Source organism: Caulobacter sp. 1776 (assembly GCF_040545685.1).
GTDB lineage: Bacteria > Pseudomonadota > Alphaproteobacteria > Caulobacterales > Caulobacteraceae > Caulobacter.
Genome location: NZ_JBEPMI010000001.1, coordinates 690,260 through 714,466, shown reverse-complemented (window position 1 = coordinate 714,466; position 24,207 = coordinate 690,260). Strand labels below are relative to the sequence as shown.

Sequence of the window (24,207 nt, the reverse complement as noted above, 5' to 3'; positions counted from 1 at the left end):
TTGCTCCCTAGCTGAACAGGATCGACGCCAGCCGCCGCCGGCCTTGCTTGGCCACCTCCGAGGTCGGACCCGCCGCCTCGAACACCGTGAGCAGCTGCTTGCGCGCCGCGTCGTCGTTCCACGCACGGTCGCGGGCGATGATGGTCAGAAGATGGTCGGCCGCCTCCTGCAGGCGGCCGGCCCCGGCCAGGGCCTTGGCCAGCTCCAGCCGGGCCTCGTGGTCGTCGGGATCGGCGGCCAGGCGGTTTTCGAAGGCGGCGGTCTCGGACGGCGCGCTCTCGGCCAGGGCCAGGGCGGCGCGGGCGGCGTCGAGGTCAGGGTCCTTGGCGTCGGCGGGGGCCATGGCCACCACCTCGGCCGCGCCCTCCAGGTCGCCGCCGGCCAGATAGGCGCGCGCCATGCCGCCAAGCGCTTTCAGGTGGGTCGGATCGGTCTGCAGGGCCTGGGCGAAGGCCTGGGCCGCGCCGCCGATGTCGCCGATCTCCAGCGATTCCTTGCCCATGGCGACCAGATCATCGATGGCGCTGGGGCCGGCCGGGCCGATCAGCTTCTCGACGAAGGCCTTGACCTGGCTCTCGGGCAGGGCGCCCTGGAACGCGTCGACCGGACGCCCGTCCACGAAGGCGTAGACGGTCGGGATCGACTGCACGCGCAGCTGGCCGGCGAAGCCCGGATTGGCGTCGACGTCGATCTTGACCAGCTTGACCGCGCCCTTGGCGGCGCCGACGACCTTTTCCAGCGCCGGGGTCAGCTGGCGGCACGGGCCGCACCAGGTGGCCCAGAAGTCGACGATGACGGGCTGGGTCTTCGAGGCCTCGATCACGTCCGCCATGAAGCTGGCGTCCGTGCCGTCCTTGATATGCTCGCTTTTGGGGGGGGCAGCGGGCTTTTCGCCGATCAGGGACATCGGGTCTCTCGTGTACTCAAGGTGGGGAACGCGTCAGCCGCCAAGATGGTCCCTGACGGTCGACTTCGCAACGCTCCGTTCGTGGCAAAGGCACAGGGTTTGCACCCAAAGCCCAACCAAACCCGCCTTCCTAGGCCTTGTGCCTAGGACCCATCGCTCGGGTGTTGCTGCGTCGATCGAAAGCCCGCCCACATCGCCGTATTCTCCTTGGAGAGCCTGAGCCAAGCCGCGCCATGGGTCCTAGGCACAAGGCCTAGGAAGACAATTTCTTGAGATGGGCTTCTTACCTCAGGCGACGACTTCCATCGCTTCGAAGTCGACGATCATCGGTTCGATCCCCAGCGCGGCCAGGAACTTGCGGAAGTCGGCCTGGGAGATCGCCGTGGTGGCGTCGTTGCCCAGCGGATGGAAATTGACCGGGTCGCTTTGCGCCAGGGCTTTGTCCAGCACGAAGCGGACCTGGCGACCGGCGTCGTTGATCAGGCCGAAGGCCGTGACCGAGCCGGGGGTGACGCCCAGGGTCTCGACCATCATCGCCTCGGGGCCGAACGACAGCCGGCCCGAACCGATCACCGTGTGCAGACGCTTCAAGTCGATCCGCGTCTCGCCCAAAGCCGAGATCAGCCACAGCTGACCCTTGGCGTCCTTGAGGAACAGGTTCTTGGTATGGCCGCCGGGCAGGGCCTTCTTGATCTCCAGCCCTTCCTCGACGCGGAACACCGGCGGATGGTCGAGGGTCGTGTGGGCGACGCCGTGCGCGTCGAAGAAGGCGAACAGGTCGGAACGGGTCTTCATGAGGAGGCTGTTTACGGGGCTTGGCGCTGCCTTCCAATTCCAAAACCCGCTCTCCCCGGCGAAAGCCGGGGCCCAGATCCAACCCGGAGCGATTGTTGTCCTGACGCTGAGAAAGGGCGCGATCACCCGAGTCTCCCTGGGTGAATCTGGGCCCCGGCTTTCGCCAGGGAGAGCGGTTTGAATAGGGCGGCGATCGGGGTAGGGCTCGGGACGCTGGACGGCCTCGCCTCACGAGCGCTAGACCAGAACATCTAGGGCAGGAAGACCAAGCAAAGGACCGGCATGGAACTGGAGTGCTATCCCACCGAGAACCGTCCGCCGGAGATCGTGCCGGGCCGCCCTCAACGCGCCTGGATGGATCGGTTCGCCGAGCGCCACCCCTATCGTTGCCTGCCGCTGACCATGGCCAACACCACCGGCTGGGACATCATCTGCCCGGTCGGCTTCTCGATGACCTGGGACGGCGGGGCGCACCAGGAGTGCATCAAGTTCCAGCCCGACCACCCGTATCCGGGCTTTACCGACTTCGTGAAGTCGCACTTCACGCGGGGGGTGGTGACCTTCCACACCGGCTATCTGTTCCGCACCCCGCCGGGCTGGTCGCTGATGGCCATGGGCCCGCCCAACCACGTCAAGGATGGTATCCAGCCTCTGGCCGGCGTGATCGAGACCGACTGGCTGCCGTTCCCGTTCACGATGAACTGGATTTTCACCCGGCCCGGCACGGTGCGGTTCGAGAAGGGCGAGACCTTCTGCTTCATCATGCTGATCCAGGACAAGCCGATGGAGGCGTTCCAGCCGGTGATCCGCTCGATGAACTCAAACCCCGAACTGCGCCGCCAGTACGACGTCTGGGCCGAGAAGCGCAGCGAGTTCAACGCCCTGATCTTCAAGCGCGATCCCGAGGCCACCAAGGAGGCCTGGCAGCGCTTCTACTTCAAGGGCGAATATCCCGAGGAGATCGCGGCCGAGGCCCCCAGCCACCACGTCAACAAGCGGCGGATGAAGTCGCCGAAGGTGGGGATTTAGGCCCTCAACCTGCCATCCCGGCGGTCCCGGATAGCCTCTGCGAGGCTTCCGGGATGACACGATCCTTTTGGCGGCGGATTTACGTCCCTACCGGCCCAGCATGTTGCCGTAGCCGATCACCACGGTGGCCCCGACCAAGAGGGCCACCCCGCTCCAGACCATGTTGCGCACGGCCGGGCGGGCGTCCTTCCATTCCTTGAAGGCAAAGCCCCACAACGTGCCGAAGATGATGATGCTGGCCATGTGCAGGGTCCAGCTGGAGAAGCCGAACTTGCCCATCTGGCTTTCGCCCATCGTGTAGAAGAAGAACTGGAAGTACCACGCCGTCCCGGCCAGGCCGCTCAGCAGCCAATTGGCCAGCAGGGGCGGGCGCTCGCCTTCGTTGGCCGTTCGGCCCAGCCATTGGCCGGCGCTCCTGTTCCTGACGATCAGGATGGCGCACCAGATGCCATTGGTGATCAGCCCGCCGAACATCACCAGGCACAGGGTCGGCAGGCCGGTCCACAGCGGCCCGGCGCCGGCCGCGGCGGCCAGCGCCTTGATCGGCTCGCCCGCCGCTAGGCCGAAGGCGAAGCAGGCCGACATGATCCCGGAGAAGATCGCCACCGCCAGGCCCTTCCTGAAGTCGAACTCGGCGACGGCGGCCAGCTTCTGGTCGGGCGACAGGTCGCCGTCCTTCTTGGCCCCCGCCCAGGCGACCACGACGATGCCGGCCAAGGTCATGACGAGGCCCAGCAGGATGATCCGGCCCGAGGTCGAGCCCAGCAGCACCTCGGCGAAGGTCCCGCGCACCAGCGGCGGAATCAGCGTGCCGAACACGGTGCACAGGCCCAGCACCACGGCCATGCCCAGCGACAGGCCCAGATAGCGCATGGTCAGGCCGTAGCCGAGGCCGCCGAACCCCCACAGGACGCCGAACAGGATACAAAGGCCCGCGACATTGGGCGGGACCTGGCTCATCACGCCGGGCAGGTCGGGGGTGCGCAGGGCCGCGAACAGCCAGGGGGCCAGCAGCCAGGAGAAGATCCCGCCCGTCAGCCAGTAGATCTCCCACGACCAGCGCCGCACGCCCCGGTACGGCACGTAGAAGCTGGCCGAGGCCAGGCCGCCCAGCCAATGGAAGATGACGCCCAGCAACGGGTTGGCGATCATCGCTTCCCTCCCTCATGTTCATCTCAAAATATGAGACGATTTTCTACATGATGGAGTTTTCTGGCGAGAAGGCTAGCCCCAAGGCGACGCTGGGCGGGATCAGGCCGCCTTCACCGCCGAGACGATCGACTTCACCACCTTCTTGACCAGGGCGGGATCGTCGCCCTCGGCCATGATGCGGATCAAGGGTTCGGTGCCCGAGGCGCGGACGACGATGCGGCCGGCGCCGTTCAGCTGGCTCTCGCCGTCGGCGATGGCCTCCTTGACGGTCTTGGCCTCCAGCGGCTTGCCACCGGCGAAGCGGACGTTTTCCAAGAGTTGCGGCACGGGCTCGAACTGGCGGCCCAGGACGCTCATCGGCTGGCCGGTCTGGATCATCACCGCCAGCACCTGCAGGGCGGCGATCAGGCCGTCGCCGGTGGTCGACAGGTCCGACAGGATCAGGTGCCCCGACTGTTCGCCGCCCAGGTTGAAGCCGCCTTCGCGCATGCGTTGCATCACGTAGCGGTCGCCGACGGCGGTGCGCTCGAGCGTCAGGCCCAGGCCGCCGAGATAGCGCTCGAGGCCAAGGTTCGACATCACCGTGGCGACGACGCCGCCGGCCTTCAGCGTGCCGGCCTTGGCGAAGGCGCCGGCGATGATGGCCATGATCTGGTCGCCGTCGACGACCACGCCCTTCTCGTCGCAGATCACCAGCCGGTCGGCGTCGCCGTCCAGGGCGATGCCGATGTCGGCGCGGTATTCGCGGACCATCCGGGCCATGGCCTCGGGATGGGTCGAGCCGCACTCGGCGTTGATGTTCGTACCGTTCGGCGCCACCCCGACCGGGAACACCTCGGCGCCCAGTTCGTAGAGGGCCTCGGGAGCGACCTTGTAGGCGGCGCCGTGGGCGCAATCGATGACGACGCGCAGGCCCGACAGGTTCAGGTGGCGCGGGAAGGTCGCCTTGACGATCTCGATATAGCGGGCCTGGGCGTCGTCGATGCGCTTGACGCGGCCCAGCTCGCGGGGCGTGGCCAGGCCCTCCTGCAGGCCCTCGTCCATCAGGGCCTCGATCCTCAGCTCCTGCGCGTCGGAGAGCTTGTAGCCGTCGGGGCCGAACAGCTTGATGCCGTTGTCGGCGAAATCGTTGTGCGAGGCCGAGATCATCACGCCCAGGTCGGCGCGCATCGAGCGGGTCATCATCGCCACGGCCGGCGTGGGGAGAGGGCCAAACAGCCGCACGTCCATGCCGACGCTGGTGAAGCCCGCGACCAGGGCCGGCTCGATCATGTAGCCCGACAGCCGGGTGTCCTTGCCGATCACCACCAGGTGGCGGCGGTCGTCCTGCGAGCGGAACAGCTTGCCGGCCGCGAGGCCCACGCGCAGGGCCACCTCGGCCGTCATCGGATGCTTGTTGGCCTGGCCCCGGATGCCGTCGGTGCCGAAATAGGCGCGCTTGCTCATGGCGTGTTCTGGTCTCGTCTTGGTCTTGGTCGGGCCGCGAAACGATCCGAAATGCAGATTTATGGGAAGCGTCCTTGAGCGAGTGCTAAAGGCCCGTTTCGAAATCCTCGCGCGGCTAGGGATAATCCTGTCGCCGCGTTCTACAAGGGATCATGGCCCATGTGCGGCATTATCGGCATCGTCGGCAAGGAACCGGTCGCCGACCGTCTGATCGAGAGCCTCAAGCGTCTTGAGTACCGGGGCTACGACTCGGCCGGCGTGGCGGGCGTCGTTGGCGGCCCAGATGGCGGCAAGGTCGAGCGCCGCCGAGCCCAGGGCAAGATCAAGGCGCTGGAAGCCGTGCTCGCCGAAGAGCCGCTGACGGCCACGACCGGCATCGGCCACACCCGCTGGGCCACCCACGGCGCGCCCAACGTCCAGAACGCCCACCCCCACACCGCCGGTCGCGTCACCCTGGTCCACAACGGCATCATCGAGAACTTTGCCGAGCTGAAGGCCGAGCTGGCCGCCGCCGGCCGGGTGTTCTCCAGCGACACCGACACCGAGGTGATCGCCCACCTGATCGACGCCGAGCTGGCCACGGGCCTGCCGCCCCTCGAGGCCTTCAAGGCCACCCTGGACCGCCTGACCGGCGCCTACGCCCTGGCCGTGCTGATCGAGGGCGAGGACAATCTGGTGCTGGGCGCCCGCCGCGGCAGCCCGCTGGTCGTCGGCGAAGGCCAGGGCGAGATGTTCCTGGGCTCGGACGCCCTGGCCGTCGGCCCGTTCACCAACCGGGTGATCTATCTGGACGAGGGCGACTACGTGGCCCTCGACCACGACAGCCATCGGATCTTCGACGCCTCGGGCGCGGCCGTGACGCGGCCGGTGCGGGTGGTCCCGACCTCGGCGGTGATGCTGGAGAAGGGCAATTATCGGCACTTCATGGAAAAGGAGATCCATGACCAGCCGGAAGGCTGCCAGCGCACGATCGCGGCCTATGTCGACACCCTGACCTCGAAGGCCTCGGTCCCGGGCGACGTCGATTTCGCCAAGCTCGACAGGATCCAGATCGTCGCCTGCGGCACGTCCTATATCGCCGGCGTGGTCGGCAAGTACCTGATCGAGCAGCTGGCCGACCTGCCGGTCGATGTCGAGATCGCCTCGGAGTTCCGCTATCGTCAGCCGGCGCTGCGGCCAGGCTCGCTGGTCGTTGCCATGTCGCAGTCGGGCGAGACCGCCGACACCCTGGCCGCCCTGCGCTACTGCAAGGCCAAGGGCATGAAGAGCGCGGTGGTCGTCAACGCCACCGAATCGACCATGGCCCGCGAGGTCGACGTCGTCTGGCCGATCCATTGCGGGCCCGAGATCGGCGTGGCCTCGACCAAGGCCTTCACCGCCCAGGTCAGCGTGATGATCGCCCTGGCCATCGCCGCCGCCAAGGCGCGCGGGACGATCGACGCGACCGAGGAGCAACGCCTGGTCAAGGTGTTGCTGGAAGCGCCGCGCCTGATCGCCGAGGCCATCGGCCTGGAAGACGCCATCAAGGAGATCGCCGCCGACGTCGCCAAGGCGCGGGACGTGCTCTATCTCGGTCGCGGCCCGATGTCGGCCCTGGCCCTGGAAGGCGCGCTGAAGCTGAAGGAAATCAGCTACATCCACGCCGAGGGCTACGCGGCCGGGGAGCTGAAGCACGGTCCGATCGCGCTCGTCGACGACCAGACCCCGATCGTCATCCTGGCCCCGCACGACAGCTATTTCGAGAAATCGGCCTCGAACATGAGCGAGGTCATGGCCCGGGGCGGCCAGGTGATCTTCATCACCGACACCGAGGGCGTGAAGCACGCGCCGGCGGGGGCCAAGGTGGTGGTGACGGCTCCGGCAAGCGACCCGCTGGTTTCGACCCTGGTGATGTCGGCCCCGATCCAGCTCCTGGCCTACCACGTCGCGGTGGTGAAGGGCGCGGATGTGGACCAGCCGCGGAACTTGGCCAAGTCGGTGACGGTGGAGTGATTTCGCTCCACGGGCTCCAATAAACCGCTCATCCCCGCGAAAGCGGGGACCCAAGCGGCCTATCAGCTCCCCAGGCGACCGCGATGGCGCGGGCGTTTGTTCGTGATATGTTCTCGCATTAGGGCGAGACGCGAGAGGGAGCGTTCACCCGCGAGCGGCAAATCAAAAAGTGGAACCGCGCCTGGAAGATCCAACTTATCGAGCCGCTGAACCCTACGGGGTCCGATCTCCATGAGACCCAGAACTGCTAAGTCTGGTTCCGCAGGCTCGGCTTGGGTCCCCGCTTTCGCGGGGATGAGCGGTTTATATTTTCAGGCTCGAAGTTTTGAGTGTTTGGCCGAATACCCGAAATACACCACGCAGGCCCCCGCCACCCAGGCCGCGAACAGCGCCCAGGTGTCCAGCGGCAGGCCGACGATCAGATAGCCGCAGAAGCCCACGCTGATCATCGGCACGATCGGGTACAGCGGGACGCGATAGCCCCTCGGCAGATCGGGCTGCGTCCGCCGCAGGATGATCACGCCCAGCGAGACGATGGCGAAGGCGATCAGGGTGCCCATGCTGGTAAGATTGACCAGGGTGTCCAACGGCACGAACGCCGCCAGCACGGCGATGAAGGCCGCGACGATATAGGTGTTGAGGTCCGGGCCGTGGGTCTTCGGATTCAGCCGCTGGAACACCTTCGGCAGCAGGCCGTCGCGGCTCATGGCGTAGAGAATCCGCGTCTGGCCGTACATGACCACCAGGGTGATCGAGAAGATCGAGATGATCGCCCCGACGCAGAGCACCAGCGAGGTCCAGGCCTGGCCCGTCAGGTTGCGCAGGATCACCGCCAGCCCCGCTTCCTGGCCCTTGAAAGCGGTCCAGGGCTGAGCGCCGACGGCGGCCAGGGCGACCAGGATATAGATGGCCGTGACGATCAGCAGGGACAGTACGATGCCCAGCGGCAGGGTGCGGCGTGGGTCCTTGACTTCCTCGCCCGCCGTCGAGACCGCGTCTATGCCGATATAGGAAAAGAAGATCGACGAGGCCGCCGCCCCGACCCCCGCCACGCCCATCGGCATGAACGGCGTCAGATTGCCGGCGTGGAAGCCGCTGAACGCGATGACCACGAAGAACAGCAAGACGAGCAGCTTCAGCACCACCAGCACGGCGTTGACCGTGGTCGACTCCTTGACCCCGCGCAGCAGCAGCACCATGCAGGATCCGACCAGCACGACGGCCGGCAGGTTGAACACCCCGCCCGCGCCGGGGGCCTTGGCGATCGCATCGGGCATCTTCCAGCCGACCAAGTCGACCAGCATCTCGTTCAGATACTGCCCCCAGCCGACCGCTATGGCCGACGCCGAGACGGCGTATTCCAGCAAGAGGCACGCGCCGACGATGAAGGCCACGAACTCGCCCAGGGTCGCGTAGGCGTACGAGTACGAGGAGCCCGATACGGGGATGGTCGAGGCCAGTTCGGCGTAGCAGAGGGCCGTCAGGGCGGCCGTGATCCCGGCCAGCACGAACGAGACGATCACGGCCGGCCCCGCGGTCGGCACGGCCGTGGTCAGGGCCACGAAGATGCCGGTGCCGATGGTCGCGCCGACGCCCAGCATGGTCAGCTGGAAAAGGCCGATGGTGCGCGGCAGGTGCTCGGGGGGATGCTCGCCCTGAACTTGCGCGACAGGCTTGCGGCGCAGAAGGTCGGCCAGGCGGAACGGGGCCATGGCGGCTCCTTCGGTGGTTCAGTCGGCGCCTATAGCTCACATCGACCGCCAGCCAAACACCTTGTCATCCCGGCCGAAGCGCAGCGGAGAGCCGGGACCGCGACAGCCTCGGTGCTTCCGGCGGTCCCGGATAGCCTCTGCGAGGCTTCCGGGATGACAACGAGCGTTATCCGGCCGGCTTCAGCAGATAATCGCGGGTCAGCGGAACCGCGTCGCGCTTCTTGGCCAGCTGGATCTGGAAGACCATGTGGCCGCCGTGCCGGAAGCCCAGCTCGGCCCCGGCCAAGTAGAACTCCCACATCCGTCGGAAGCGGCCGTCGAACATCGTCGGGATGTCGGGATCGGCCATGAACCGCTCGCGCCAGATGCGGCAGGTCTCGGCGTAGTGCAGGCGCAGGATCTCGACATCGGTGATCCACAGGCCCGCCTGCTCGATCGCCGTGACGATCTCCGACAGGCCGGGGATGTAGCCGCCGGGGAAGATGTATTTCTGGGTGAAGGCGTTGGTCGCGCCCGGTCCGTGCATCTTGCCGATCGAGTGGACCAGGGCGACGCCGTCCTCGTCGAGCAAGCGGGCGATGGTCTCGAAATAGGTTCGGAAGTTCGGGGCTCCGACGTGCTCCAGCATGCCGACCGAGACGATGCGGTCGAACGTCTCGTCGAGATCGCGATAGTCGGTCAGGCGGAATTCGGTCCGGTCCGCGAGCCCGGCCTTCTCGGCGCGCTCCTTGGCCAGGGCCAACTGCTCGGTGGACAGGGTCACGCCGGTCATCCGGGCCCCGAAGTCCTTGGCCAGGGTCATGGAAAGGCCGCCCCAGCCCGAGCCGATGTCCAGGGTCTTCATGCCCGGCTGGATCAGCAGCTTGCGGCCGATCAGCGCCTTCTTGGCGGCCTGGGCCTCTTCCAGCGTCATGTCCGGGCGCTCGAAATAGGCGCAGCTGTACTGCATGTCCGCGTCGAGAAACCGGCGATAGAGGTCGTTCGACAGGTCGTAGTGGTGGGCGACGTTGCGGCGCGAGGCGACGCGGCCGTTGACCTGCTGGATGCGGCGCTTCACCGCCTTGCGGAAGCGGGTGAAGGCCGAGCCGCGCTTGGGCTTGCGCCCGCCGCTCTCGCCGACGATCGTCAGCAGCTGGGGCAGGGTTCCCTGCTCGAAGACCACGTCCTCGTCCATATAGGCCTCGCCGAGGCCGAGGCTGGGATTGGCCAGGCGGCGCAGGCCACGGGCGTTGACGCGGATCACCACCGGCGGTCCCGTGCCGTCCCCGGCCTTGACGACGCGACCTCCGGGCAGATGCGCCGTGAGGTCGCCGGTCTTGATCATTTTACGGAGCAGGGCTTCGATCATGGCGCCAACTTAAGGCGTAGTTTGTCCGCGACAACCTGTCGCACACGGAGAAAGTCACATGACGATCGCGATGACCCCGGTCGGGCGGGTCGAGGGCGGCCGCGCGGTCCCCGAGGACGACGACTGGGGCGGCAGCCGCGCCCGCATCGTCCTGGACGCGACGCGTTTCGACGACGAGGCGCTGATGGGGCTGGAGACCTTCAGCCACGCCGAGGTCGTCTATGTCTTCGACAAGGTTGGCGACGACCAGATCGTCACCGGCGCGCGTCACCCGCGCGGCAACCAGGCTTGGCCGAAGATCGGCATCTTCGCCCAGCGCGGCAAGAACCGGCCCAACCGGATCGGCGTCACGGTCTGCCAGATCGTCGCCGTGAACGGCCGGACGCTGGAGGTCCAGGGCTTGGACGCCATCGACGGCACGCCGGTTCTCGACATCAAGCCGGTGATGAGCGGCTTCGCGCCGCGCGGCGAACACCGAGAACCCGACTGGGCGCGCGAGATCATGGAGAAATACTGGTGAGCCTCGACCTCGTCGTCAGTCGGGCCCGCGCCGACGAGGCGCCGATCATCGCCAACCTGATGCAGTTCTACATCCACGACTTCTCGGCCCTGTGGTTCGACCGCGCGGGGGAAGGCGAACTGGAGCCCGACGGGCGCTTTGCGGACTATCCGCTGCTGGAGACCTACTGGTCGGACCCGTCGCGCCAGCCGTGGCTGTTCCGGATCGGCGGGCGGCCGGTTGGCTTCGCCCTGGTCAACGACGTCGCCCATTCCGAGACGCCGGTCGACCGGGCGGTGGCCGAGTTCTTCGTCGTCCGCAAACACCGCCGGCGCGGCGTCGGCCTGGCCGCCGCCCACGCCCTGTTCGGTACGGCCTGGGGCGTGTGGGAAGCCGCGGTGGTCCGCCGCAATCGCGAAGCCCTGGCCTTCTGGCGGCATGCGGCCGCGACCTATCCCGGCGTGCGCGACATCGTCGAGGAGGACCACGCCGACAGCATGTGGGACGGTGCGATCCTGCGGTTCCGGGTGGGTTAAATCCCCGTCATGTGTCGACTATCGGCTCGACCGAGGGGTGCGTCGTGATCTAAACGGCAATCTCTGATTGGCGCGCAAGATCGCGCCATAGGGGGGACTCTCAATGGCGATCTTTACGTCCGCGGACAATTTCTCGGTCGATTTCACCCGGCTGGACCTGGACCGGATGACCCTGACCACGCCCCTGGGCTACAGCAAGACCTACATCTATCTCCAGTGGGGCAAGTCGCTGGTTGGATGGGATAATTTCGCGGAGATCGGCGGCAGCTGGGACTGGGACCCGAAAGGCTCGAGCGTTTGGTACGCGATCAATACTGGTTCGGTGACCAGCTACGAATTCCGAGGCCAGATCGAGGAGTACAGCCTCACCCACACCGATTTCGAGATCACGGGCTTCAGCTTTCCGGCGAAGGCCATGTGGACCTACCTGGCCGACCCGGTGACCAACATCTTCGCCGCCGACGATTCGATCAGCGGCTCCAATGTCAACGACGTACTTTTCGGCTACGGCGGCAACGATCAGATCTATGGCCGGGGCGGCGCCGACGCGCTGGTCGGCGGCGCGGGAGCCGACATCCTGGACGGTGGGGACGGCGTCGACACGGCGCTCTATTCTGGGGTGACGGCCGATTATGCGGTTACGCGCACCACGAATGGCTGGACGGTGCGGGATCTGCGGACCGGATCGCCCGACGGGACGGACACCCTGGCCAATATCGAACGCTTGGGCTTCTCCGACGGCCTCGTGGCGCTGGACGCCGCCGCGACGACCAATGCCGTGTCTTCGGCAACGGTTTCGGTCCGGACAGCCGACTGGGTGAGCCCCAAACCAACGACGCCCTATCCCGCGGCCACGGCGCGAACCAACACCAGCTTCGTGTTCGACTTCGGAAAGGACAGCGGCGGCTACCTCGTGAAGGACACCTATCTGGGGTACGGCTTCACCTATGATGCGGCGGGCAATCCGATTGGCGGCACGATCACGGGGATGACCCACTACGACAGCGGCGGCAACGCCGTTGGCTATACGGGTATCCTGCTGTCGGTCACCGATGTCGTCGGCCTCTTCCGGACGGGCGATTCCGATGGGATTCGCGCCTATTTCCTGTCCGGAAACGACCAGATCCGCGCCGACGGCAATCATGACAAGTTGCACGGCTATGCGGGGAACGACGTGATCGACGGCGGCAGCGGCTACGACGTCATCTACGGCGACGCCGGTGACGACGTCATCGAGGGCGGCGCTGGAGAGGACATCGCCGCCTACGACGCCGCGATCGCCAATTTCCAGTTCTCCGGGTCGACCAAACTCAAGGAATGGACCTGGATCGTCAGGGACACGCGCAGCAATGGCTTGGGCGTGGACACGCTGACCAGCATCGAAAAGCTGCAGTTCCTGGACAAGACCGTCGACTTGTCAAAGTACGATTCAAGCCTTGGCATCGCCACGCTGAACATCCTGCGAAACGTCGGCGTGACCGAAATCGACGTGATGATCGGGAATGGCCTTATGACCAAGAGCGCCGGCTTGTCCGCGCTGGTCGCGCGCGCCGACGCCACGACGTCGGTGGCGACGATGGCCTACCAGTTCTTCACCGGGAAGATCCCGACCTCGGGCGGCATCGACTATCTCGTCTCTCCGACGGGGCCGAACGCCAACAATCTCAACAGCGCCTACTACCAGTCGTTCAACCTGGAAAACCGCTACATCAACTTCGCGGTGAACCTGGGCAAGGTCGGCGAGGGCAAGGCGGGCTTCGCAGCCAAGTACGGTTCGCTCAGCCTCTTCGACGCCACCCGCGAGGCCTACAAGACCATCTTCGGCGGAACGCCGACGGACGCCAAGGTCCACGCCCTGATCGACAGCCGGGTCGACTATTTCGCCAGCTATGGCGGCGACGGGGCGACCGGCATCGGCACCAAGGCGGCGATGGTCGGCTGGCTGCTGGCCGAGGCGGCCAAGGCGGACGTCGGCATGTATTCCAAGGCCAACGACGCGTTCCTGACCGATCTAGCCGACGGCGCGTCCTTCGCGATTGACCTGGTCGGGGTCTACGGCAAGGCCGAGTACAACTACGCCGGCTAGAGCTTCCGCAGTTCGGGGCAGGCGTCCGGTTCGGCCGTCCAGCTGATGCTGGCGATCCTCCAGGCGCCGTCGGCCTTGGCCAGGGTGAAGACGTCGATTCCGCAATGCAGGGTCTTGCCGTCGCGAGAGACCTCGTAGGGCGCGCTGATCGTGGCCAGGGCGCCGCGACGGATAATGACCGGCGACCAGATCCACTCCTTGATCCCCGGATCCATGTGCTTGCCGAAACTGTCCTCGAAGGCGACGCGGCTGACCTTGACGGTCCCGTCGGCCTGGGTGCGCACGCCCATGAACTGGGCGTTGGGCAGGACGGTGGCGCGCATCGCCTCCGGATTGGCGGCGGCCATGCCGTCGAAGAAGGCCTGGGTCACGGCCAGTACAGCCTTGTCCTCGGGGTCGGCCGCCGGCGGGGCCTGGGCGGCGACGGTGGCGGCGATCATGAGCGCGAGCATGGCGGTCTCCGGTTCAGCTCAGCATGCCATGGGTGATGGCGGCCTGCCCGCCCCAGTAGAGGATCCACACGGCCCAGGCGGTCAGGCGCGGGGAGCCGAGAAGCTTGGCGGTCTTGAACAGATCGAACGAGAGGACGGCGTCCGAGGCCATGAAGGCCAGGGCGCCGACCGTGGTCGGCCAGGCGGGCCGAGGCAGCAGCAGGCTCGAGACCACCATGCCGACAATGGCCAGGACATAGACGACGACGGGGATCCGCAGCTTGCCCAGCGATGACCACAGGGCGCGCAGCATCAGACCGGCGACCACGCCGACCGCGCCGGCGGCGGGCCAGAACCAGACCGGCGGCGCGCCGGCCCGCTCGAGGAACAGCGGGATATAGACGAGGTGACCGACCAAGAAGGCGGCCAGGCCCAGCGGCAGCCAGCGCTTGGGATCGCCGGCCAGGAACGCGTCGCCCAGGGCGCAGAAGGCCAGGGCCACGGCCAGCAGCACCGAGCCGCCGTCCAGATAGGCCAGCACGGCCAGGGCCGCGACCGAGGTGGTCTTGACGATCGTCCGCAGGGCGGACACGGGCTGCTCGACAAATACCAGGCCGTAGGCGAGGGCGCCGCCCGCCGCGATCGCCCAGAGCAAGGCTTCAGGCGTCATCGGAGAGGCGCTGCAGGAAGGCCTGGGCGGCTTCCTTGTGGCGAGGTTTCAGCGTCTTGCCGAGGATGGCGACCAGGGCGGCGAACACCGCCGCGTCGTCGGTGAAGCCGATGGCGGGCAGGATGTCCGGGATCGCGTCGGTGGGCAGGACGAAATAGGCCAGGGCCGCCAGCATCATGCCCTTGGCGGCGGTCGGCGTTTCGGGATCGCGGGCGCACCACCACACCGACAGGGCGTCGGACGCGAACGGGACCTTGGCGGCGACCCGGCGGATCTTGGGCAGGAAGCCGCGCTTCACGCGTTCCTCGTTGACGCGCACCGTGGCCGGAACCAGCGCCTTGGCCGGATCCAGCACCTCGTTGACGTTTACGTCGGGGGACGGTTTGGCGTCGCGGCTCATCGGTTTAAACCCTCACTCAACAGCGAACTTAAACGCAAGTCCCTCCAAACGCGAAGAACTGGGAAACGTCCATGAAACTCGACAACACCGTCGCCGCCGTCGTCACCGGGGGCGCCTCGGGCCTCGGCGAGGCCACCGCCCGCGCCCTGGCCGCCCAGGGCGTCAAGGTCGCCATCTTCGACATGAACGAGGCCGCCGGCCAGAAGGTCGCCGACGACATCGGCGGCGTGTTCTGCAAGGTCAACGTCACCAGCGACGCCGACGTCGACGCCGGCTTCGAGAAGGCTCGCGCCGCCCACGGCCAAGAGCGCGTGCTGGTCAATTGCGCGGGCACCGGCAACGCCATCAAGACCGCCAGCCGCGACAAGGCCACCGGCGAGACTAGGCACTTCCCGCTCGACGCCTTCGACAAGATCATCCAGATCAATCTGGTCGGCACGTTCCGCTGCATCGCCAAGTCGGCCAAGGGCATGCTGGACCTGGAACCGCTGGAGGACGGCGAGCGCGGGGCGATCGTCAACACCGCCAGCGTCGCCGGCGAGGACGGCCAGATCGGCCAGGCGGCCTATTCGGCGTCGAAGGGCGGCGTTATCGGCATGACCCTGCCGATCGCCCGCGACCTGATGAACGACGGCATCCGCGTCAACACCATCCTGCCGGGCATCTTCAACACGCCGCTGATGAACGGCGCGCCCGACAACGTGAAGGCCACGCTCGCCGCCAGCGTGCCGTTCCCCAAGCGCTTCGGCCGCCCCGAGGAATACGCCCAGCTGGCGCTGACCATGATCACCTGCGGCTACTTCAACGGCGAGGACGTGCGCCTGGACGGCGGCATCCGCATGCCGCCGCGCTGATGGCAAAGCGCCCTTCCTCCTCGCGGGAGGAGGGGCGCTTCTGGACTCTATTTCCCGGGTTCCGGCCGGACGATCGTGTTGGCCAGGTTGGCCATGATCTCGCGGGCGTCGTAGGCGCGCGGGTCGCCCTCCGGCTTCTTGCCCTTGTGCATCACGATCTCGGCGCCGGCCTCGAACCGCTCGACGGTGCGGATCTGGGCGCGGTCGGCGAAGAAGGGGTCGCCCCAGAAGGGGTCCCAGGTCCGCCAGCCATAGCCGCCGCCGTAATAGCGCCAGGACGGGCGCCAATAGCCGTACGGATAGCCGAAGCCGAAGCCCGGGCGCATGAACGGATCGGGCTCGACATAGGTGCGGGCCGTGCGGTCGGTGCGGTGATCGGCGGTCTCGAACCAGTCGTAGCCCTGCTGCACGGTCAGCTCGGCCGACCGATAGAGCAGGTAGCGCTCGACCGTCTCGCGCGAGGTCAGGCTGTTGCCGGCGAAGCTGACGCGATAGCGGTCGCCTTCCAGGCGTTGCTCGGAGAACCCGCCGGTGACAGAGCCCGAGGTGACCCGAGGCTGGTACGGCGTCGGGGTGGCGCAGGCCGATAACGTCGCGGCGACCGCCAAAGCGGCGGCGACGACGACCTTTTTCATGGACATGATCTGCTCCTTCAAGCGGAGTCCTTGGTGCTTAGGACAACTCTGGCCGGGCTTTGTGGTTTCGCCAAGGCGCAGTTTGCGTCGCGGCTGAAATCTCTTTTCATTTGGCGCGTGACGGTCGCCGAAACCGGCCTCCACTTTCGGCTGTCACGCTTGCTACCCTCTAGACACGATAAGCACGGCCGCCGTGATCAGCAGGACGCCGACCAGAATGGCGAATCCTCGGCGGAAACCCGGCTCGTTCATGCGGCTGGACAGCGCCGCGCCGCCCAGGCCGTAGCTGGACATGCTGATCAGGTCCATGCCGATGGTGGCGCAGGCGAACATGATCAGCTGCGGGGCCAGCGGTCTTTTGATGTCCAGGAACGGCGGCAGCACGCCGGAGAAGAACAGCAGGATCTTCGGGTTGGCGATCTGGACCATGAACCCGTCCACGAAGGCCGAGCGGCCCTTGCGGACGGTGGCCGAGGCGTGGCTCTCGACGTTCTTGATTCCCGCCCACAGCGACTTCAGCCCCAGCCAGACCAGATAGGCCGCGCCGGCCAGGGCCAGGACGTGAAAGGCTTTCGGAAAGGCGATGATCAGCGCGCCCAGGCCCAGGGCCGAGCCGCTGAACCAGACCAGGGTGGCGGTATTCATGCCCAGCACGCTGATCAGGGCCGCGCCCTTGCCGCGCTCCATGCCCGTGGCGATGGCGAACAGGTTGGCCGGGCCCGGCGTGATGGCCATCACGAACATGGCGACCAGGAAGGCGCCGTAGCGGGCGGGATCGACAGGCAGGTGGTCCATGGCGCGGATATAGGCTCCGCGCCACGGCGGAGCTAGTTACCGATGACGGCGAGGATGTAGATCGCCCGCCCCAGGGCGCCGAACAGCAGCACGGCGGTGGCCAGGCCCTGGATGATGAAACCGACCTCGCGCTTCTTCGGATCGGCGGCGTAGCCTAGGGCGTAGACGATCCGGCCGATCATCCAGACGACGCCCAGGGCGGCGGCGACCAGGTCGTTCCAATAGATCGCGAACAGCCACAGCGAGGGCAGGTAGATGACCAGCCACTCGACGGTGTTGGCCTGGATCCGCAGGTGTCGCTCGAGTTCCGGATGGCCGGTCATGGCTGGGGCGTCGATGCCGGTCCGGCGACGGGCGCCGGGGATGCGCAGGATCATCCAGAAATAGACCAGCAGCGACACCAGGGTGACGATGGCCACGAGCGCGTGGGACTGATGCATATGAAGGTCCTCCCCCGGCGGCTCTGAACGCCGCCCTGAGCGGCGAGTCTAAACGGGACCGGCGTTCGCGCAACCATCGCCGTGGGAACCGCGCCGCGCCTCATTCGCTCCTAGGACTGAACGATCCCTTTTGCGGAGGTCAGCCATGCAGGTGGATTCCACGGCGATCCGAGAGATCGACTACGCTCCCGAACACGGCAAGCTCTTCGTCACGTTCAGCGACGGCGACGAATATGTCTATGTCGGTGTGCCCGAGCGGGTGGGCCAGGCCTTCTTCCGGGCCCCGTCCAAGGGCCGCTTCTTCCAGCGCATGATTCGCGACCGATACCCGTACAACCGGGTCTGAAACGAAAAACGCCCCGACCATCGGCCGGGGCGTCCTCTTATTCGATAGGCGCGAGCCCCTAGCCGCGCTTGTCGCGCTTGGCCAGCACGCGCAGGCGCAGGGCATTCAGCTTGATGAAGCCGCCGGCGTCGCGGTGATCGTAGGCGACCTTGCCTTCCTCGAAGGTCACCAGGTCCTGGTCGTACAGGCTGTAGGGGCTCTCGCGGCCGATGACCGTGACATTGCCCTTGTACAGCTTCACGCGAACGCGGCCGGTGACCTTATCCTGGCTATAGTCGATGGCGGCCTGCAGCATCTCGCGCTCGGGCGAGAACCAGAAGCCGTTGTAGACCAGCGATGCGTACTTCGGCATCAGCTCGTCCTTCAGGTGCATGGCGCCGCGATCCAGCGTGATGCTTTCGATGCCGCGGTGAGCGGCCAGCAGGATCGTGCCGCCCGGGGTCTCGTAGACGCCGCGCGACTTCATGCCGACGAAGCGGTTCTCGACCAGGTCCAGGCGGCCGACGCCGTTGTCGCGGCCCAGCTCGTTCAGCTTGGTCAGCAGGGTCGCCGGGCTCATGGCGACGCCGTCGATGGCGACCGGGTCGCCCTTTTCGAAGTCGATCGTGAAGACGTGCGGCTTATCGGGGGCGTCTTCCGGCGCGATGGTGCGCATGTGGACGAACTCGGGGGCCTCGACCGCCGGATCTTCCAGGACCTTACCTTCCGAGCTGGAGTGCAGCAGGTTGGCGTCGACGCTGAACGGCGCTTCGCCGCGCTTGTCCTTGGTGATCTGGATCTGGTGCTTCTCGGCGAAGTCCAGCAGGGCCTCGCGCGACTTGAAGTCCCACTCGCGCCAGGGCGCGATCACGGTGATGTCGGGCTCGAGGCCGTAATAGCCGAGCTCGAAGCGGACCTGGTCATTGCCCTTGCCGGTCGCGCCGTGGCTGACGGCGTCGGCGCCCATATTGCGGGCGATCTCGATCTGCTTCTTGGCGATCAGCGGCCGCGCGATCGAGGTGCCCAGCAGGTACTGGCCCTCATAGACCGTGTTGGCGCGGAACATCGGAAACACGTAGTCGCGGACGAACTCCTCGCGCACGTCCTCGATGAAGATGTTCTCGGGCTTCACGCCGGCGGCCAGCGCCTTGGCGCGCGCCGGTTCGATCTCTTCGCCCTGGCCCAGGTCGGCGGTGAAGGTGATCACCTCGGCGCCGTACTCGGTCTGCAGCCACTTGAGGATGATCGAGGTGTCGAGGCCGCCCGAATAGGCGAGCACGACCTTTTTCACGGACTTGTCAGCCACGGGCGGGTCCTTTCGGAGAGAAACACAAAGTCGCGCGCCTTCAACGGGATCGGGGCGCGCCGGTCAAGAGCCAAATGGGGCGTTCTAAAGCTGACCCCTAAAGGTCGCCCTCGTCCTGCAACGTCTTGATGACGAAGCGCAGGTGAAACAGCTGGCTCAGCCCCAGGCTGGCGGCGAGGGTGGCGCGCACCAGGAAGATGATGATCGCCCGGGTCGGGTCGTCGGTGAACGTGGCCTGGGTCAGGGTGAACGACAGCAGCACGGCGATCGCCACGACCGGGATGGCCAGCAGGCCCACGGCCTTGGGCGCCCGCCAGGTCGGCTTGCCGTCGAAGCCCCACTGCATCGGGATGGCGACGTCCTTGGGGATCCGCTTCCACGCGCCCTGGGCCGTGGCGGCGATGATGCCCAGGGCGGTGATCGAGAGACCGTCGCCCAGTACGCGAAGGGTCGTTTCCATGGCTTAGACGGTGACCTGGGCGCCGAGCTCGACGACGCGGCCGGGCGGGATCTTGAAGAAGTCGGTCGGGTTGGCGGCGTTCTTCATCAGGTAGATGAACAGGCGGTCCTGCCACAGCGGCATGCCGCTGTTGGCCGACGGCACGATCGAGCGGCGGCCCAGGAAGAAGCTGGTGGCCATGATGTCGAACTTCAGCCCCTGTTTGCGGCACACCGCCAGGGCCTTGGGCAGGTTCGGGCTTTCCATGAAGCCGTAGTTGACGATGACCTTCTTGAAGTCGTCGTTGACCTTCTCGATCGTCACCCGGTCCTCTTCGCGGACGCGGGGCGTCTCGGTCGTGCGGACGGTCAGGATGACGTTGCGCTCGTGCAGCACCTTGTTGTGCTTCAGGTTGTGCATCAGCGCGACCGGGGTCATCTCGGGATCCGAGGTCAGGAAGATCGCCGTGCCGGGCGCGCGGTGCGGCGCACGGGCCCGCAGGATCTCCATCAGGTCGACCAGGGGCACGCTGTCTCGGCGGGTCTTGAGAGTCAGGATGTTGGCCCCTCGGGTCCAGGTCCACATGATCAGCACCAGCACCGCGCCGAACACCAGCGGCAGCCAGGCGCCGTCGGGGATCTTCAGCATGTTCGAGGCGATGAACACCGAATCCAGCGCCACCAACGGGATCAGCAACAGGCCCGTCTGCCACAGCGTCCACTTCCACACCCGGCGGATGACGACATAGGCCAGCAGGGTGTCGACGAACATCGCGCCGGTGACGGCGATGCCGTAGGCCGAGGCGAGCTTGTGCGAGCTGCGGAACGCGAACAGCAGCAGCAGGACGCCAATCAGCAGGAACTGGTTCACGGCCGGCACGAAGATCTGTCCCGCCTGGGTCTCGGAGGTCCGCTTGATCTCGATGCGGGGCAGCAGGCCCAGCTGCACGGCCTGCTGGGTCATCGAGAAGGCGCCGGTGATCACCGCCTGGCTGGCGATGACCGTGGCGATGGTGGCCATGATCAGCACGGGCCAGTAGGCGAAGCCGGGCACCATCTCCCAGAACGGATTGTGGCGCGTGGCGGGGTGGTGCAGCACCATGGCGCCCTGGCCCAGATAGTTCAGGGCCAGGCAGGGAAAGACCAGGCACAGCCAGGAGGCTTGGATCGGGCGTTTCCCGAAGTGTCCCATGTCGGCGTAGAGCGCCTCGGCCCCGGTCACCACCAGGAACACGCTGCCCAGGATCACGAAGCCCAGGAAGCCGTTCTCCAGCAGGAAACGCAGGCCGTACCAGGGGTTGATGGCGCGGAAGATCGACGGGTCGTCGGCCAGGTGCCAGGCGCCCAGCGCCCCCAGGATCAGGAACCAGATCGCCGTGAACGGGCCGAACAGCGACGCCATCCGGTGGGTGCCCTTGGCCTGGACGGCGAACAGCAGAATGAGAATGCCGGCCGAGATCGGCAGAATGTAGGGCGCGAAGACGTGGCCCACCCCCGGCGCGTCCTTCAAACCCTCGACCGCCGAGAGCACCGAGATGGCCGGGGTGATGATACCGTCGCCGTAGAACAAGGCCGCGCCGACCACGCCGAGGAAGAAGACCGCCACCGAACGCTTGCGGCCGATTCCGCCCAGCGCCTTCTGGGCCAGGGCCATCAGGGCCAGGGTCCCGCCCTCGCCCTTGTTGTCGGCCCGCATGAAGAAGATGACGTACTTGATCGTCACGAACAGGGTCATGGTCCACAGGACCAGCGAAACCACGCCTAGCACCGCGTGCTCGGTCGCGGTCGTGCTGCGCGAATGGGCCAGGGCCTCGCGCAGGGCGTACAGCGGGCTGGTGCCGATATCGCCGAACACCACGCCGATCGAACCTAGCGCCATGGCCAGGAAGCCATGGCCCTTCGCGTCGCCATGGCCGTGGCCATTGCTGTCGCCATGGCCGTTGAAGGAGGCTCCGTCCTGCTGCGGAATGTCGGTAGAGGCGGGCGCGCTATCGTGGCCGGATGCGCTAGAGGCTTCGGAAGCCATTCAATCCCTCCGGGCCGCCCTCGCAAAACGCTGTCGGCCGACCCATATCGGTCAAGCGCGGCGCGATACACCCAATCCGCGTCAGGTTCAATCGTCACCCGACGGCGCCTCTTCCTCTTTCTCAGGGAAAGGACCGTTGCGGAGACGAAACAGTTTTCAGTTGAACGCGCGAGCGACGCCCTTACGTTCCCCGGTTGAGATGTCGGACAGTCAGAAATTTCCCGTAGCGGCCCACGCCCTGGCCTATCTGGCGCACAAGGAGGCCTTTTCGGCCGACCGCGCCGTGGCCAGCGCCGAGCTCGCCGCCTCGGTCCCGACCAATCCGGTCGTGGTCCGCCGCGTCACCGCCATGCTGGGCAAGGCGGGGCTGATCGGCGCGCGCGCCGGCGCCAATGGCGGCGCGTGGCTGCTGAAGCCGGCGGACACGATCACGCTCGACGTCGTGCTGAAGGCGGTCAATGGCTGCGCCCACCTCGGCGTAGCCCCCAAGGGCGTTAAGGGCTGCCCGGTCGGCGAGAAGATCCCCGACGCGGTCCGCGCGGCGATCGAATCGGCCGGTGACGCGGCGCACACCCGCCTCTCCGAGATCACCGTCGCCGACCTGCTGAACGGCGCGCACCAGAGCGCCACGGCCGCCTAGCGCCACCGCGACGACGTCTTCAGCGGCGCTGAAACCTGTCTTCAGAAAAATTGCACCACATCTTGTTGCTGTTCCTCTGGCGTCCGCGCTCTCGCGCATTACGTAATCGCTACCGTTTCAGTTTCGAATTCGGAGGGATTTCAAAATGACCACCGTCGCCATCATCTATCATTCCGGCTACGGCCACACCGCCGTCCTCGCCGACAAGGTCGCCGAAGGCGTCCGCGACGCCGGCCAGACCCCGGTGCTGCTGAAGATCGAGAGCGCCGCTCAGGACTTCGGCCCGCTGATCGAGGAAGCCACCAAGGCGGACGCGATCGTCTTTGGCGCTCCCACCTACATGGGCGACGTCTCGGGGGTGTTCAAAGTGTTCGCCGACGCCACCGCCGGCGTCTTCTTCACGGGCGCCTGGAAGGACAAGCTGGCCGCCGGCTTCACCAACTCGCACAGCTTCGCCGGCGACAAGGGCCACGCCCTGGAAAGCCTGACGATCCTGGCCGCCCAGCACGGCATGAACTGGGTGAACCTCGGCCTCGCCCCTCCCGGAGTGACCGCCGCCGAGCGTGGTCCCGACACGCTGAACCGCGTCGGCTCGTTCCTCGGGGTCGCGGGCCAGTCGGACAACGTCTCGCCTGAACTCAGCCCGCCGGCCGGTGATCGCGAGACCGCCCGTCTGCTCGGCGAGCGCGTGGCCAAGGCCGCGGTCCGCTGGACGGTCGGGGCCCACGCCGCCGCCGAACTCGGCAAGGCGGCCTAATCCATCTCCATGGCCGCGGCGGTCTCCCTCCCTAGCCGCGGCCCGGAAGGGGTGCGCACCAGCCCAAGCGGCGCGCCCCTTCCGTCCCCTTCGCTTGAGGGCTTCTTGAACCAAATCGCGGGCCGTGCTCGTCTCCGGCGACGTTTTCGTTTCTGACCGGATCACCCCAGCATGGCCCGCCGTCTCGCCCTGATCACCGGCGCCTCCGCCGGCATCGGGGCCGCTTCCGCCCGCATCTACGCCAGCCACGGCTATGACGTGGCCCTGACCGCGCGCCGGGCCGACCGCCTCGAGGGCCTGGCCGCCGAGATCAAGCTGCGCTCTGGCGTCGAGGCCTACGCCATTCCCGCCGACCTGGCCGAGCCGACCGGCGTCGACACCGTGCTGGCCGCGATCGCCGAGCAGGGCCGCGTCGTCGACGCCCTGATCAACAACGCCGGCTACGGCCTGCCGGGAACCTATGCGACGACCAGCTGGGCCGACCAGGCGACCTTCCTGCAGGTGATGCTGACCTCGGTCTGCGCCATGACCCACAAGGTCCTGCCGGGCATGGTCGAGCGAAGGTTCGGCCGCATCGTCAACGTCGCCTCGCTGGCGGGCTTGGTCCCCGGCGCGGCCGGCCACACGCTCTACGCGGCGACCAAGGGCTTTCTCGTCAAGTTCTCCCAGAGCCTGCACCTGGAGAACCTGTCGACCGGCGTCCACGTGTCCGCCCTGTGCCCGGGCTTCACCTATTCGGAATTCCACGACGCCAACGGCACCCGCGCCCAGGTCAGCCAGGGCGTGCCGGAATGGCTGTGGCTTGGGGCCGACGAGGTCGCCGCCGCGGGCTACGAGGCCGCCGAGGCCAACCGCTCGATCTGCGTGCCGGGCGCGCCCAACAAGGCCATCGCGGCCATCGCCAAGGTCCTGCCCGACGACTGGGCCCTGGCTCTGATGGCCAACCAGGGCGGGCGGTTCCGCAAGGTCTAAAAACAGAGCTGTCATC

At 66.9% G+C, this 24,207-nt stretch carries 25 protein-coding genes; 10 read left to right on the top strand and 15 right to left on the bottom strand.

The window, feature by feature from the left end:
* Positions 1 to 7: 7 nt before the first annotated feature.
* Together ABIC66_RS03280 and ABIC66_RS03275 are read right to left on the bottom strand one after the other, a co-directional pair.
* Complete coding sequence (locus ABIC66_RS03280; protein WP_354067952.1) at positions 8 to 907, bottom strand: tetratricopeptide repeat protein; 900 nt, start codon at positions 905 to 907, stop codon at positions 8 to 10.
* A gap of 288 nt (positions 908 to 1,195) precedes the next feature.
* Positions 1,196 to 1,702, bottom strand: a complete 507-nt coding sequence (locus ABIC66_RS03275; protein ID WP_354067951.1) for a prolyl-tRNA synthetase associated domain-containing protein — start codon at positions 1,700 to 1,702, stop codon at positions 1,196 to 1,198.
* A 282-nt stretch (positions 1,703 to 1,984) separates the two neighbouring features.
* Between ABIC66_RS03275 and ABIC66_RS03270 the strand changes: the two genes are divergently transcribed.
* Complete coding sequence (locus ABIC66_RS03270; protein WP_354067950.1) at positions 1,985 to 2,731, top strand: DUF6065 family protein; 747 nt, start codon at positions 1,985 to 1,987, stop codon at positions 2,729 to 2,731.
* Between the two features lie 87 nt (positions 2,732 to 2,818).
* Here the strand turns inward: ABIC66_RS03270 and rhaT are convergent, their stop codons facing one another.
* The gene (gene rhaT / locus ABIC66_RS03265) at positions 2,819 to 3,883 is read right to left on the bottom strand and encodes an L-rhamnose/proton symporter RhaT (protein ID WP_354067949.1); all 1,065 of its coding nucleotides are present in this window, start codon (positions 3,881 to 3,883) and stop codon (positions 2,819 to 2,821) included.
* 99 nt (positions 3,884 to 3,982) lie between these two features.
* On the bottom strand, positions 3,983 to 5,329 hold the full coding sequence (glmM, locus tag ABIC66_RS03260) for a phosphoglucosamine mutase (protein WP_354067948.1): 1,347 nt from the start codon (positions 5,327 to 5,329) through the stop codon (positions 3,983 to 3,985).
* A gap of 159 nt (positions 5,330 to 5,488) precedes the next feature.
* Here glmM and glmS point away from each other — a divergent pair, with 159 nt between their 5' ends.
* Positions 5,489 to 7,321, top strand: coding sequence for a glutamine--fructose-6-phosphate transaminase (isomerizing) (gene glmS / locus ABIC66_RS03255; RefSeq protein WP_354067947.1), 1,833 nt, complete (start codon positions 5,489 to 5,491; stop codon positions 7,319 to 7,321).
* A gap of 311 nt (positions 7,322 to 7,632) precedes the next feature.
* Here glmS and ABIC66_RS03250 read toward each other — a convergent pair whose 3' ends face one another.
* Positions 7,633 to 9,033: an amino acid permease gene (locus ABIC66_RS03250; RefSeq protein ID WP_354067946.1), complete on the bottom strand. Its 1,401-nt coding sequence runs from the start codon at positions 9,031 to 9,033 to the stop codon at positions 7,633 to 7,635.
* 166 nt (positions 9,034 to 9,199) lie between these two features.
* Entirely contained in the window at positions 9,200 to 10,381 is a 1,182-nt protein-coding gene (locus tag ABIC66_RS03245; protein WP_354067945.1) for a class I SAM-dependent methyltransferase, read from the bottom strand.
* 58 nt (positions 10,382 to 10,439) lie between these two features.
* Here ABIC66_RS03245 and ABIC66_RS03240 point away from each other — a divergent pair, with 58 nt between their 5' ends.
* From ABIC66_RS03240 to ABIC66_RS03230, 3 genes are all read left to right on the top strand, one after another.
* A complete protein-coding gene (locus tag ABIC66_RS03240) occupies positions 10,440 to 10,901 on the top strand; it encodes an SAM-dependent methyltransferase (RefSeq protein WP_354067944.1) in 462 nt (153 codons plus the stop codon).
* Positions 10,898 to 11,416, top strand: a complete 519-nt coding sequence (locus tag ABIC66_RS03235) for a GNAT family N-acetyltransferase (RefSeq protein ID WP_354067943.1) — start codon at positions 10,898 to 10,900, stop codon at positions 11,414 to 11,416. The genes ABIC66_RS03240 and ABIC66_RS03235 overlap by 4 nt, the downstream gene beginning before the upstream one ends.
* Before the next feature lie 103 nt (positions 11,417 to 11,519).
* The gene (locus ABIC66_RS03230) at positions 11,520 to 13,502 is read left to right on the top strand and encodes a hypothetical protein (protein WP_354067942.1); all 1,983 of its coding nucleotides are present in this window, start codon (positions 11,520 to 11,522) and stop codon (positions 13,500 to 13,502) included.
* On the opposite strand, the gene ABIC66_RS03225 is transcribed toward ABIC66_RS03230, so the two are convergent.
* Genes ABIC66_RS03225 through ABIC66_RS03215 form a run of 3 tightly spaced genes read right to left on the bottom strand, consistent with a single transcriptional unit; the run spans position 13,499 to position 15,003 of the window.
* Complete coding sequence (locus ABIC66_RS03225) at positions 13,499 to 13,954, bottom strand: nuclear transport factor 2 family protein (protein WP_354067941.1); 456 nt, start codon at positions 13,952 to 13,954, stop codon at positions 13,499 to 13,501. The two genes, ABIC66_RS03230 and ABIC66_RS03225, sit on opposite strands and share 4 nt — an antisense overlap.
* Before the next feature lie 13 nt (positions 13,955 to 13,967).
* On the bottom strand, positions 13,968 to 14,603 hold the full coding sequence (locus ABIC66_RS03220) for a lysoplasmalogenase (RefSeq protein WP_354067940.1): 636 nt from the start codon (positions 14,601 to 14,603) through the stop codon (positions 13,968 to 13,970).
* The gene (locus tag ABIC66_RS03215) at positions 14,593 to 15,003 is read right to left on the bottom strand and encodes a YkvA family protein (protein ID WP_047413665.1); all 411 of its coding nucleotides are present in this window, start codon (positions 15,001 to 15,003) and stop codon (positions 14,593 to 14,595) included. Before ABIC66_RS03215 ends, ABIC66_RS03220 begins: the two co-directional genes overlap by 11 nt.
* Positions 15,004 to 15,074: 71 nt before the next feature.
* Between ABIC66_RS03215 and ABIC66_RS03210 the strand changes: the two genes are divergently transcribed.
* Positions 15,075 to 15,857, top strand: coding sequence for an SDR family NAD(P)-dependent oxidoreductase (locus ABIC66_RS03210; protein WP_354067939.1), 783 nt, complete (start codon positions 15,075 to 15,077; stop codon positions 15,855 to 15,857).
* Positions 15,858 to 15,904: 47 nt separating this feature from the next.
* Here the strand turns inward: ABIC66_RS03210 and ABIC66_RS03205 are convergent, their stop codons facing one another.
* The 3 genes from ABIC66_RS03205 to ABIC66_RS03195 all read right to left on the bottom strand — a co-directional run bounded on the left by ABIC66_RS03205 (position 15,905) and on the right by ABIC66_RS03195 (position 17,727).
* A complete protein-coding gene (locus ABIC66_RS03205; RefSeq protein WP_354067938.1) occupies positions 15,905 to 16,498 on the bottom strand; it encodes a CC0125/CC1285 family lipoprotein in 594 nt (197 codons plus the stop codon).
* A gap of 156 nt (positions 16,499 to 16,654) precedes the next feature.
* On the bottom strand, positions 16,655 to 17,287 hold the full coding sequence (locus ABIC66_RS03200; RefSeq protein WP_354067937.1) for a LysE family translocator: 633 nt from the start codon (positions 17,285 to 17,287) through the stop codon (positions 16,655 to 16,657).
* Between the two features lie 32 nt (positions 17,288 to 17,319).
* Positions 17,320 to 17,727: an MAPEG family protein gene (locus ABIC66_RS03195; protein WP_354067936.1), complete on the bottom strand. Its 408-nt coding sequence runs from the start codon at positions 17,725 to 17,727 to the stop codon at positions 17,320 to 17,322.
* Between the two features lie 145 nt (positions 17,728 to 17,872).
* On the opposite strand from ABIC66_RS03195, the gene ABIC66_RS03190 reads away from it, so the two are divergent.
* Positions 17,873 to 18,073 carry a KTSC domain-containing protein gene (locus tag ABIC66_RS03190; RefSeq protein ID WP_354067935.1) on the top strand — a complete coding sequence of 67 codons (201 nt, stop codon included), beginning with the start codon at positions 17,873 to 17,875 and terminating at the stop codon, positions 18,071 to 18,073.
* Positions 18,074 to 18,131: 58 nt separating this feature from the next.
* Here the strand turns inward: ABIC66_RS03190 and ABIC66_RS03185 are convergent, their stop codons facing one another.
* The 3 genes from ABIC66_RS03185 to ABIC66_RS03175 form a co-directional block, all read right to left on the bottom strand.
* Positions 18,132 to 19,358, bottom strand: coding sequence for an argininosuccinate synthase (locus ABIC66_RS03185; protein WP_354067934.1), 1,227 nt, complete (start codon positions 19,356 to 19,358; stop codon positions 18,132 to 18,134).
* A 97-nt stretch (positions 19,359 to 19,455) separates the two neighbouring features.
* Entirely contained in the window at positions 19,456 to 19,818 is a 363-nt protein-coding gene (locus ABIC66_RS03180; RefSeq protein WP_354067933.1) for a hypothetical protein, read from the bottom strand.
* A gap of 3 nt (positions 19,819 to 19,821) precedes the next feature.
* Positions 19,822 to 21,822: a potassium transporter Kup gene (locus ABIC66_RS03175; RefSeq protein WP_354067932.1), complete on the bottom strand. Its 2,001-nt coding sequence runs from the start codon at positions 21,820 to 21,822 to the stop codon at positions 19,822 to 19,824.
* Positions 21,823 to 22,021: 199 nt separating this feature from the next.
* On the opposite strand from ABIC66_RS03175, the gene ABIC66_RS03170 reads away from it, so the two are divergent.
* The 3 genes from ABIC66_RS03170 to ABIC66_RS03160 all read left to right on the top strand — a co-directional run bounded on the left by ABIC66_RS03170 (position 22,022) and on the right by ABIC66_RS03160 (position 24,191).
* Positions 22,022 to 22,462, top strand: a complete 441-nt coding sequence (locus ABIC66_RS03170; RefSeq protein ID WP_354067931.1) for an Rrf2 family transcriptional regulator — start codon at positions 22,022 to 22,024, stop codon at positions 22,460 to 22,462.
* 145 nt (positions 22,463 to 22,607) lie between these two features.
* Complete coding sequence (locus ABIC66_RS03165; protein ID WP_354067930.1) at positions 22,608 to 23,219, top strand: flavodoxin family protein; 612 nt, start codon at positions 22,608 to 22,610, stop codon at positions 23,217 to 23,219.
* Between the two features lie 171 nt (positions 23,220 to 23,390).
* Positions 23,391 to 24,191 carry an SDR family NAD(P)-dependent oxidoreductase gene (locus ABIC66_RS03160; protein ID WP_354067929.1) on the top strand — a complete coding sequence of 267 codons (801 nt, stop codon included), beginning with the start codon at positions 23,391 to 23,393 and terminating at the stop codon, positions 24,189 to 24,191.
* The last annotated feature ends 16 nt before the right edge of the window (positions 24,192 to 24,207 follow it).

Excerpts from the sequence above, each read along its gene's own strand:
- ABIC66_RS03225 (WP_354067941.1), bottom strand. The coding sequence starts at position 13,954 with ATGCTCGCGCTCATGATCGCCGCCACCGTCGCCGCCCAGGCCCCGCCG.
- ABIC66_RS03205 (WP_354067938.1), bottom strand. The coding sequence starts at position 16,498 with ATGTCCATGAAAAAGGTCGTCGTCGCCGCCGCTTTGGCGGTCGCCGCG.
- ABIC66_RS03210 (WP_354067939.1), top strand. The coding sequence starts at position 15,075 with ATGAAACTCGACAACACCGTCGCCGCCGTCGTCACCGGGGGCGCCTCG.
- ABIC66_RS03220 (WP_354067940.1), bottom strand. The coding sequence starts at position 14,603 with ATGACGCCTGAAGCCTTGCTCTGGGCGATCGCGGCGGGCGGCGCCCTC.
- ABIC66_RS03165 (WP_354067930.1), top strand. The coding sequence starts at position 22,608 with ATGACCACCGTCGCCATCATCTATCATTCCGGCTACGGCCACACCGCC.
- ABIC66_RS03190 (WP_354067935.1), top strand. The coding sequence starts at position 17,873 with ATGCAGGTGGATTCCACGGCGATCCGAGAGATCGACTACGCTCCCGAA.
- ABIC66_RS03200 (WP_354067937.1), bottom strand. The coding sequence starts at position 17,287 with ATGGACCACCTGCCTGTCGATCCCGCCCGCTACGGCGCCTTCCTGGTC.
- ABIC66_RS03250 (WP_354067946.1), bottom strand. The coding sequence starts at position 9,033 with ATGGCCCCGTTCCGCCTGGCCGACCTTCTGCGCCGCAAGCCTGTCGCG.
- ABIC66_RS03170 (WP_354067931.1), top strand. The coding sequence starts at position 22,022 with ATGTCGGACAGTCAGAAATTTCCCGTAGCGGCCCACGCCCTGGCCTAT.
- ABIC66_RS03275 (WP_354067951.1), bottom strand. The coding sequence starts at position 1,702 with ATGAAGACCCGTTCCGACCTGTTCGCCTTCTTCGACGCGCACGGCGTC.
- ABIC66_RS03245 (WP_354067945.1), bottom strand. The coding sequence starts at position 10,381 with ATGATCGAAGCCCTGCTCCGTAAAATGATCAAGACCGGCGACCTCACG.
- ABIC66_RS03215 (WP_047413665.1), bottom strand. The coding sequence starts at position 15,003 with ATGAGCCGCGACGCCAAACCGTCCCCCGACGTAAACGTCAACGAGGTG.
- ABIC66_RS03160 (WP_354067929.1), top strand. The coding sequence starts at position 23,391 with ATGGCCCGCCGTCTCGCCCTGATCACCGGCGCCTCCGCCGGCATCGGG.
- ABIC66_RS03270 (WP_354067950.1), top strand. The coding sequence starts at position 1,985 with ATGGAACTGGAGTGCTATCCCACCGAGAACCGTCCGCCGGAGATCGTG.
- glmM (WP_354067948.1), bottom strand. The coding sequence starts at position 5,329 with ATGAGCAAGCGCGCCTATTTCGGCACCGACGGCATCCGGGGCCAGGCC.
- rhaT (WP_354067949.1), bottom strand. The coding sequence starts at position 3,883 with ATGATCGCCAACCCGTTGCTGGGCGTCATCTTCCATTGGCTGGGCGGC.
- ABIC66_RS03175 (WP_354067932.1), bottom strand. The coding sequence starts at position 21,822 with ATGGCTTCCGAAGCCTCTAGCGCATCCGGCCACGATAGCGCGCCCGCC.
- ABIC66_RS03240 (WP_354067944.1), top strand. The coding sequence starts at position 10,440 with ATGACGATCGCGATGACCCCGGTCGGGCGGGTCGAGGGCGGCCGCGCG.
- glmS (WP_354067947.1), top strand. The coding sequence starts at position 5,489 with ATGTGCGGCATTATCGGCATCGTCGGCAAGGAACCGGTCGCCGACCGT.
- ABIC66_RS03280 (WP_354067952.1), bottom strand. The coding sequence starts at position 907 with ATGTCCCTGATCGGCGAAAAGCCCGCTGCCCCCCCCAAAAGCGAGCAT.
- ABIC66_RS03180 (WP_354067933.1), bottom strand. The coding sequence starts at position 19,818 with ATGGAAACGACCCTTCGCGTACTGGGCGACGGTCTCTCGATCACCGCC.
- ABIC66_RS03230 (WP_354067942.1), top strand. The coding sequence starts at position 11,520 with ATGGCGATCTTTACGTCCGCGGACAATTTCTCGGTCGATTTCACCCGG.
- ABIC66_RS03195 (WP_354067936.1), bottom strand. The coding sequence starts at position 17,727 with ATGCATCAGTCCCACGCGCTCGTGGCCATCGTCACCCTGGTGTCGCTG.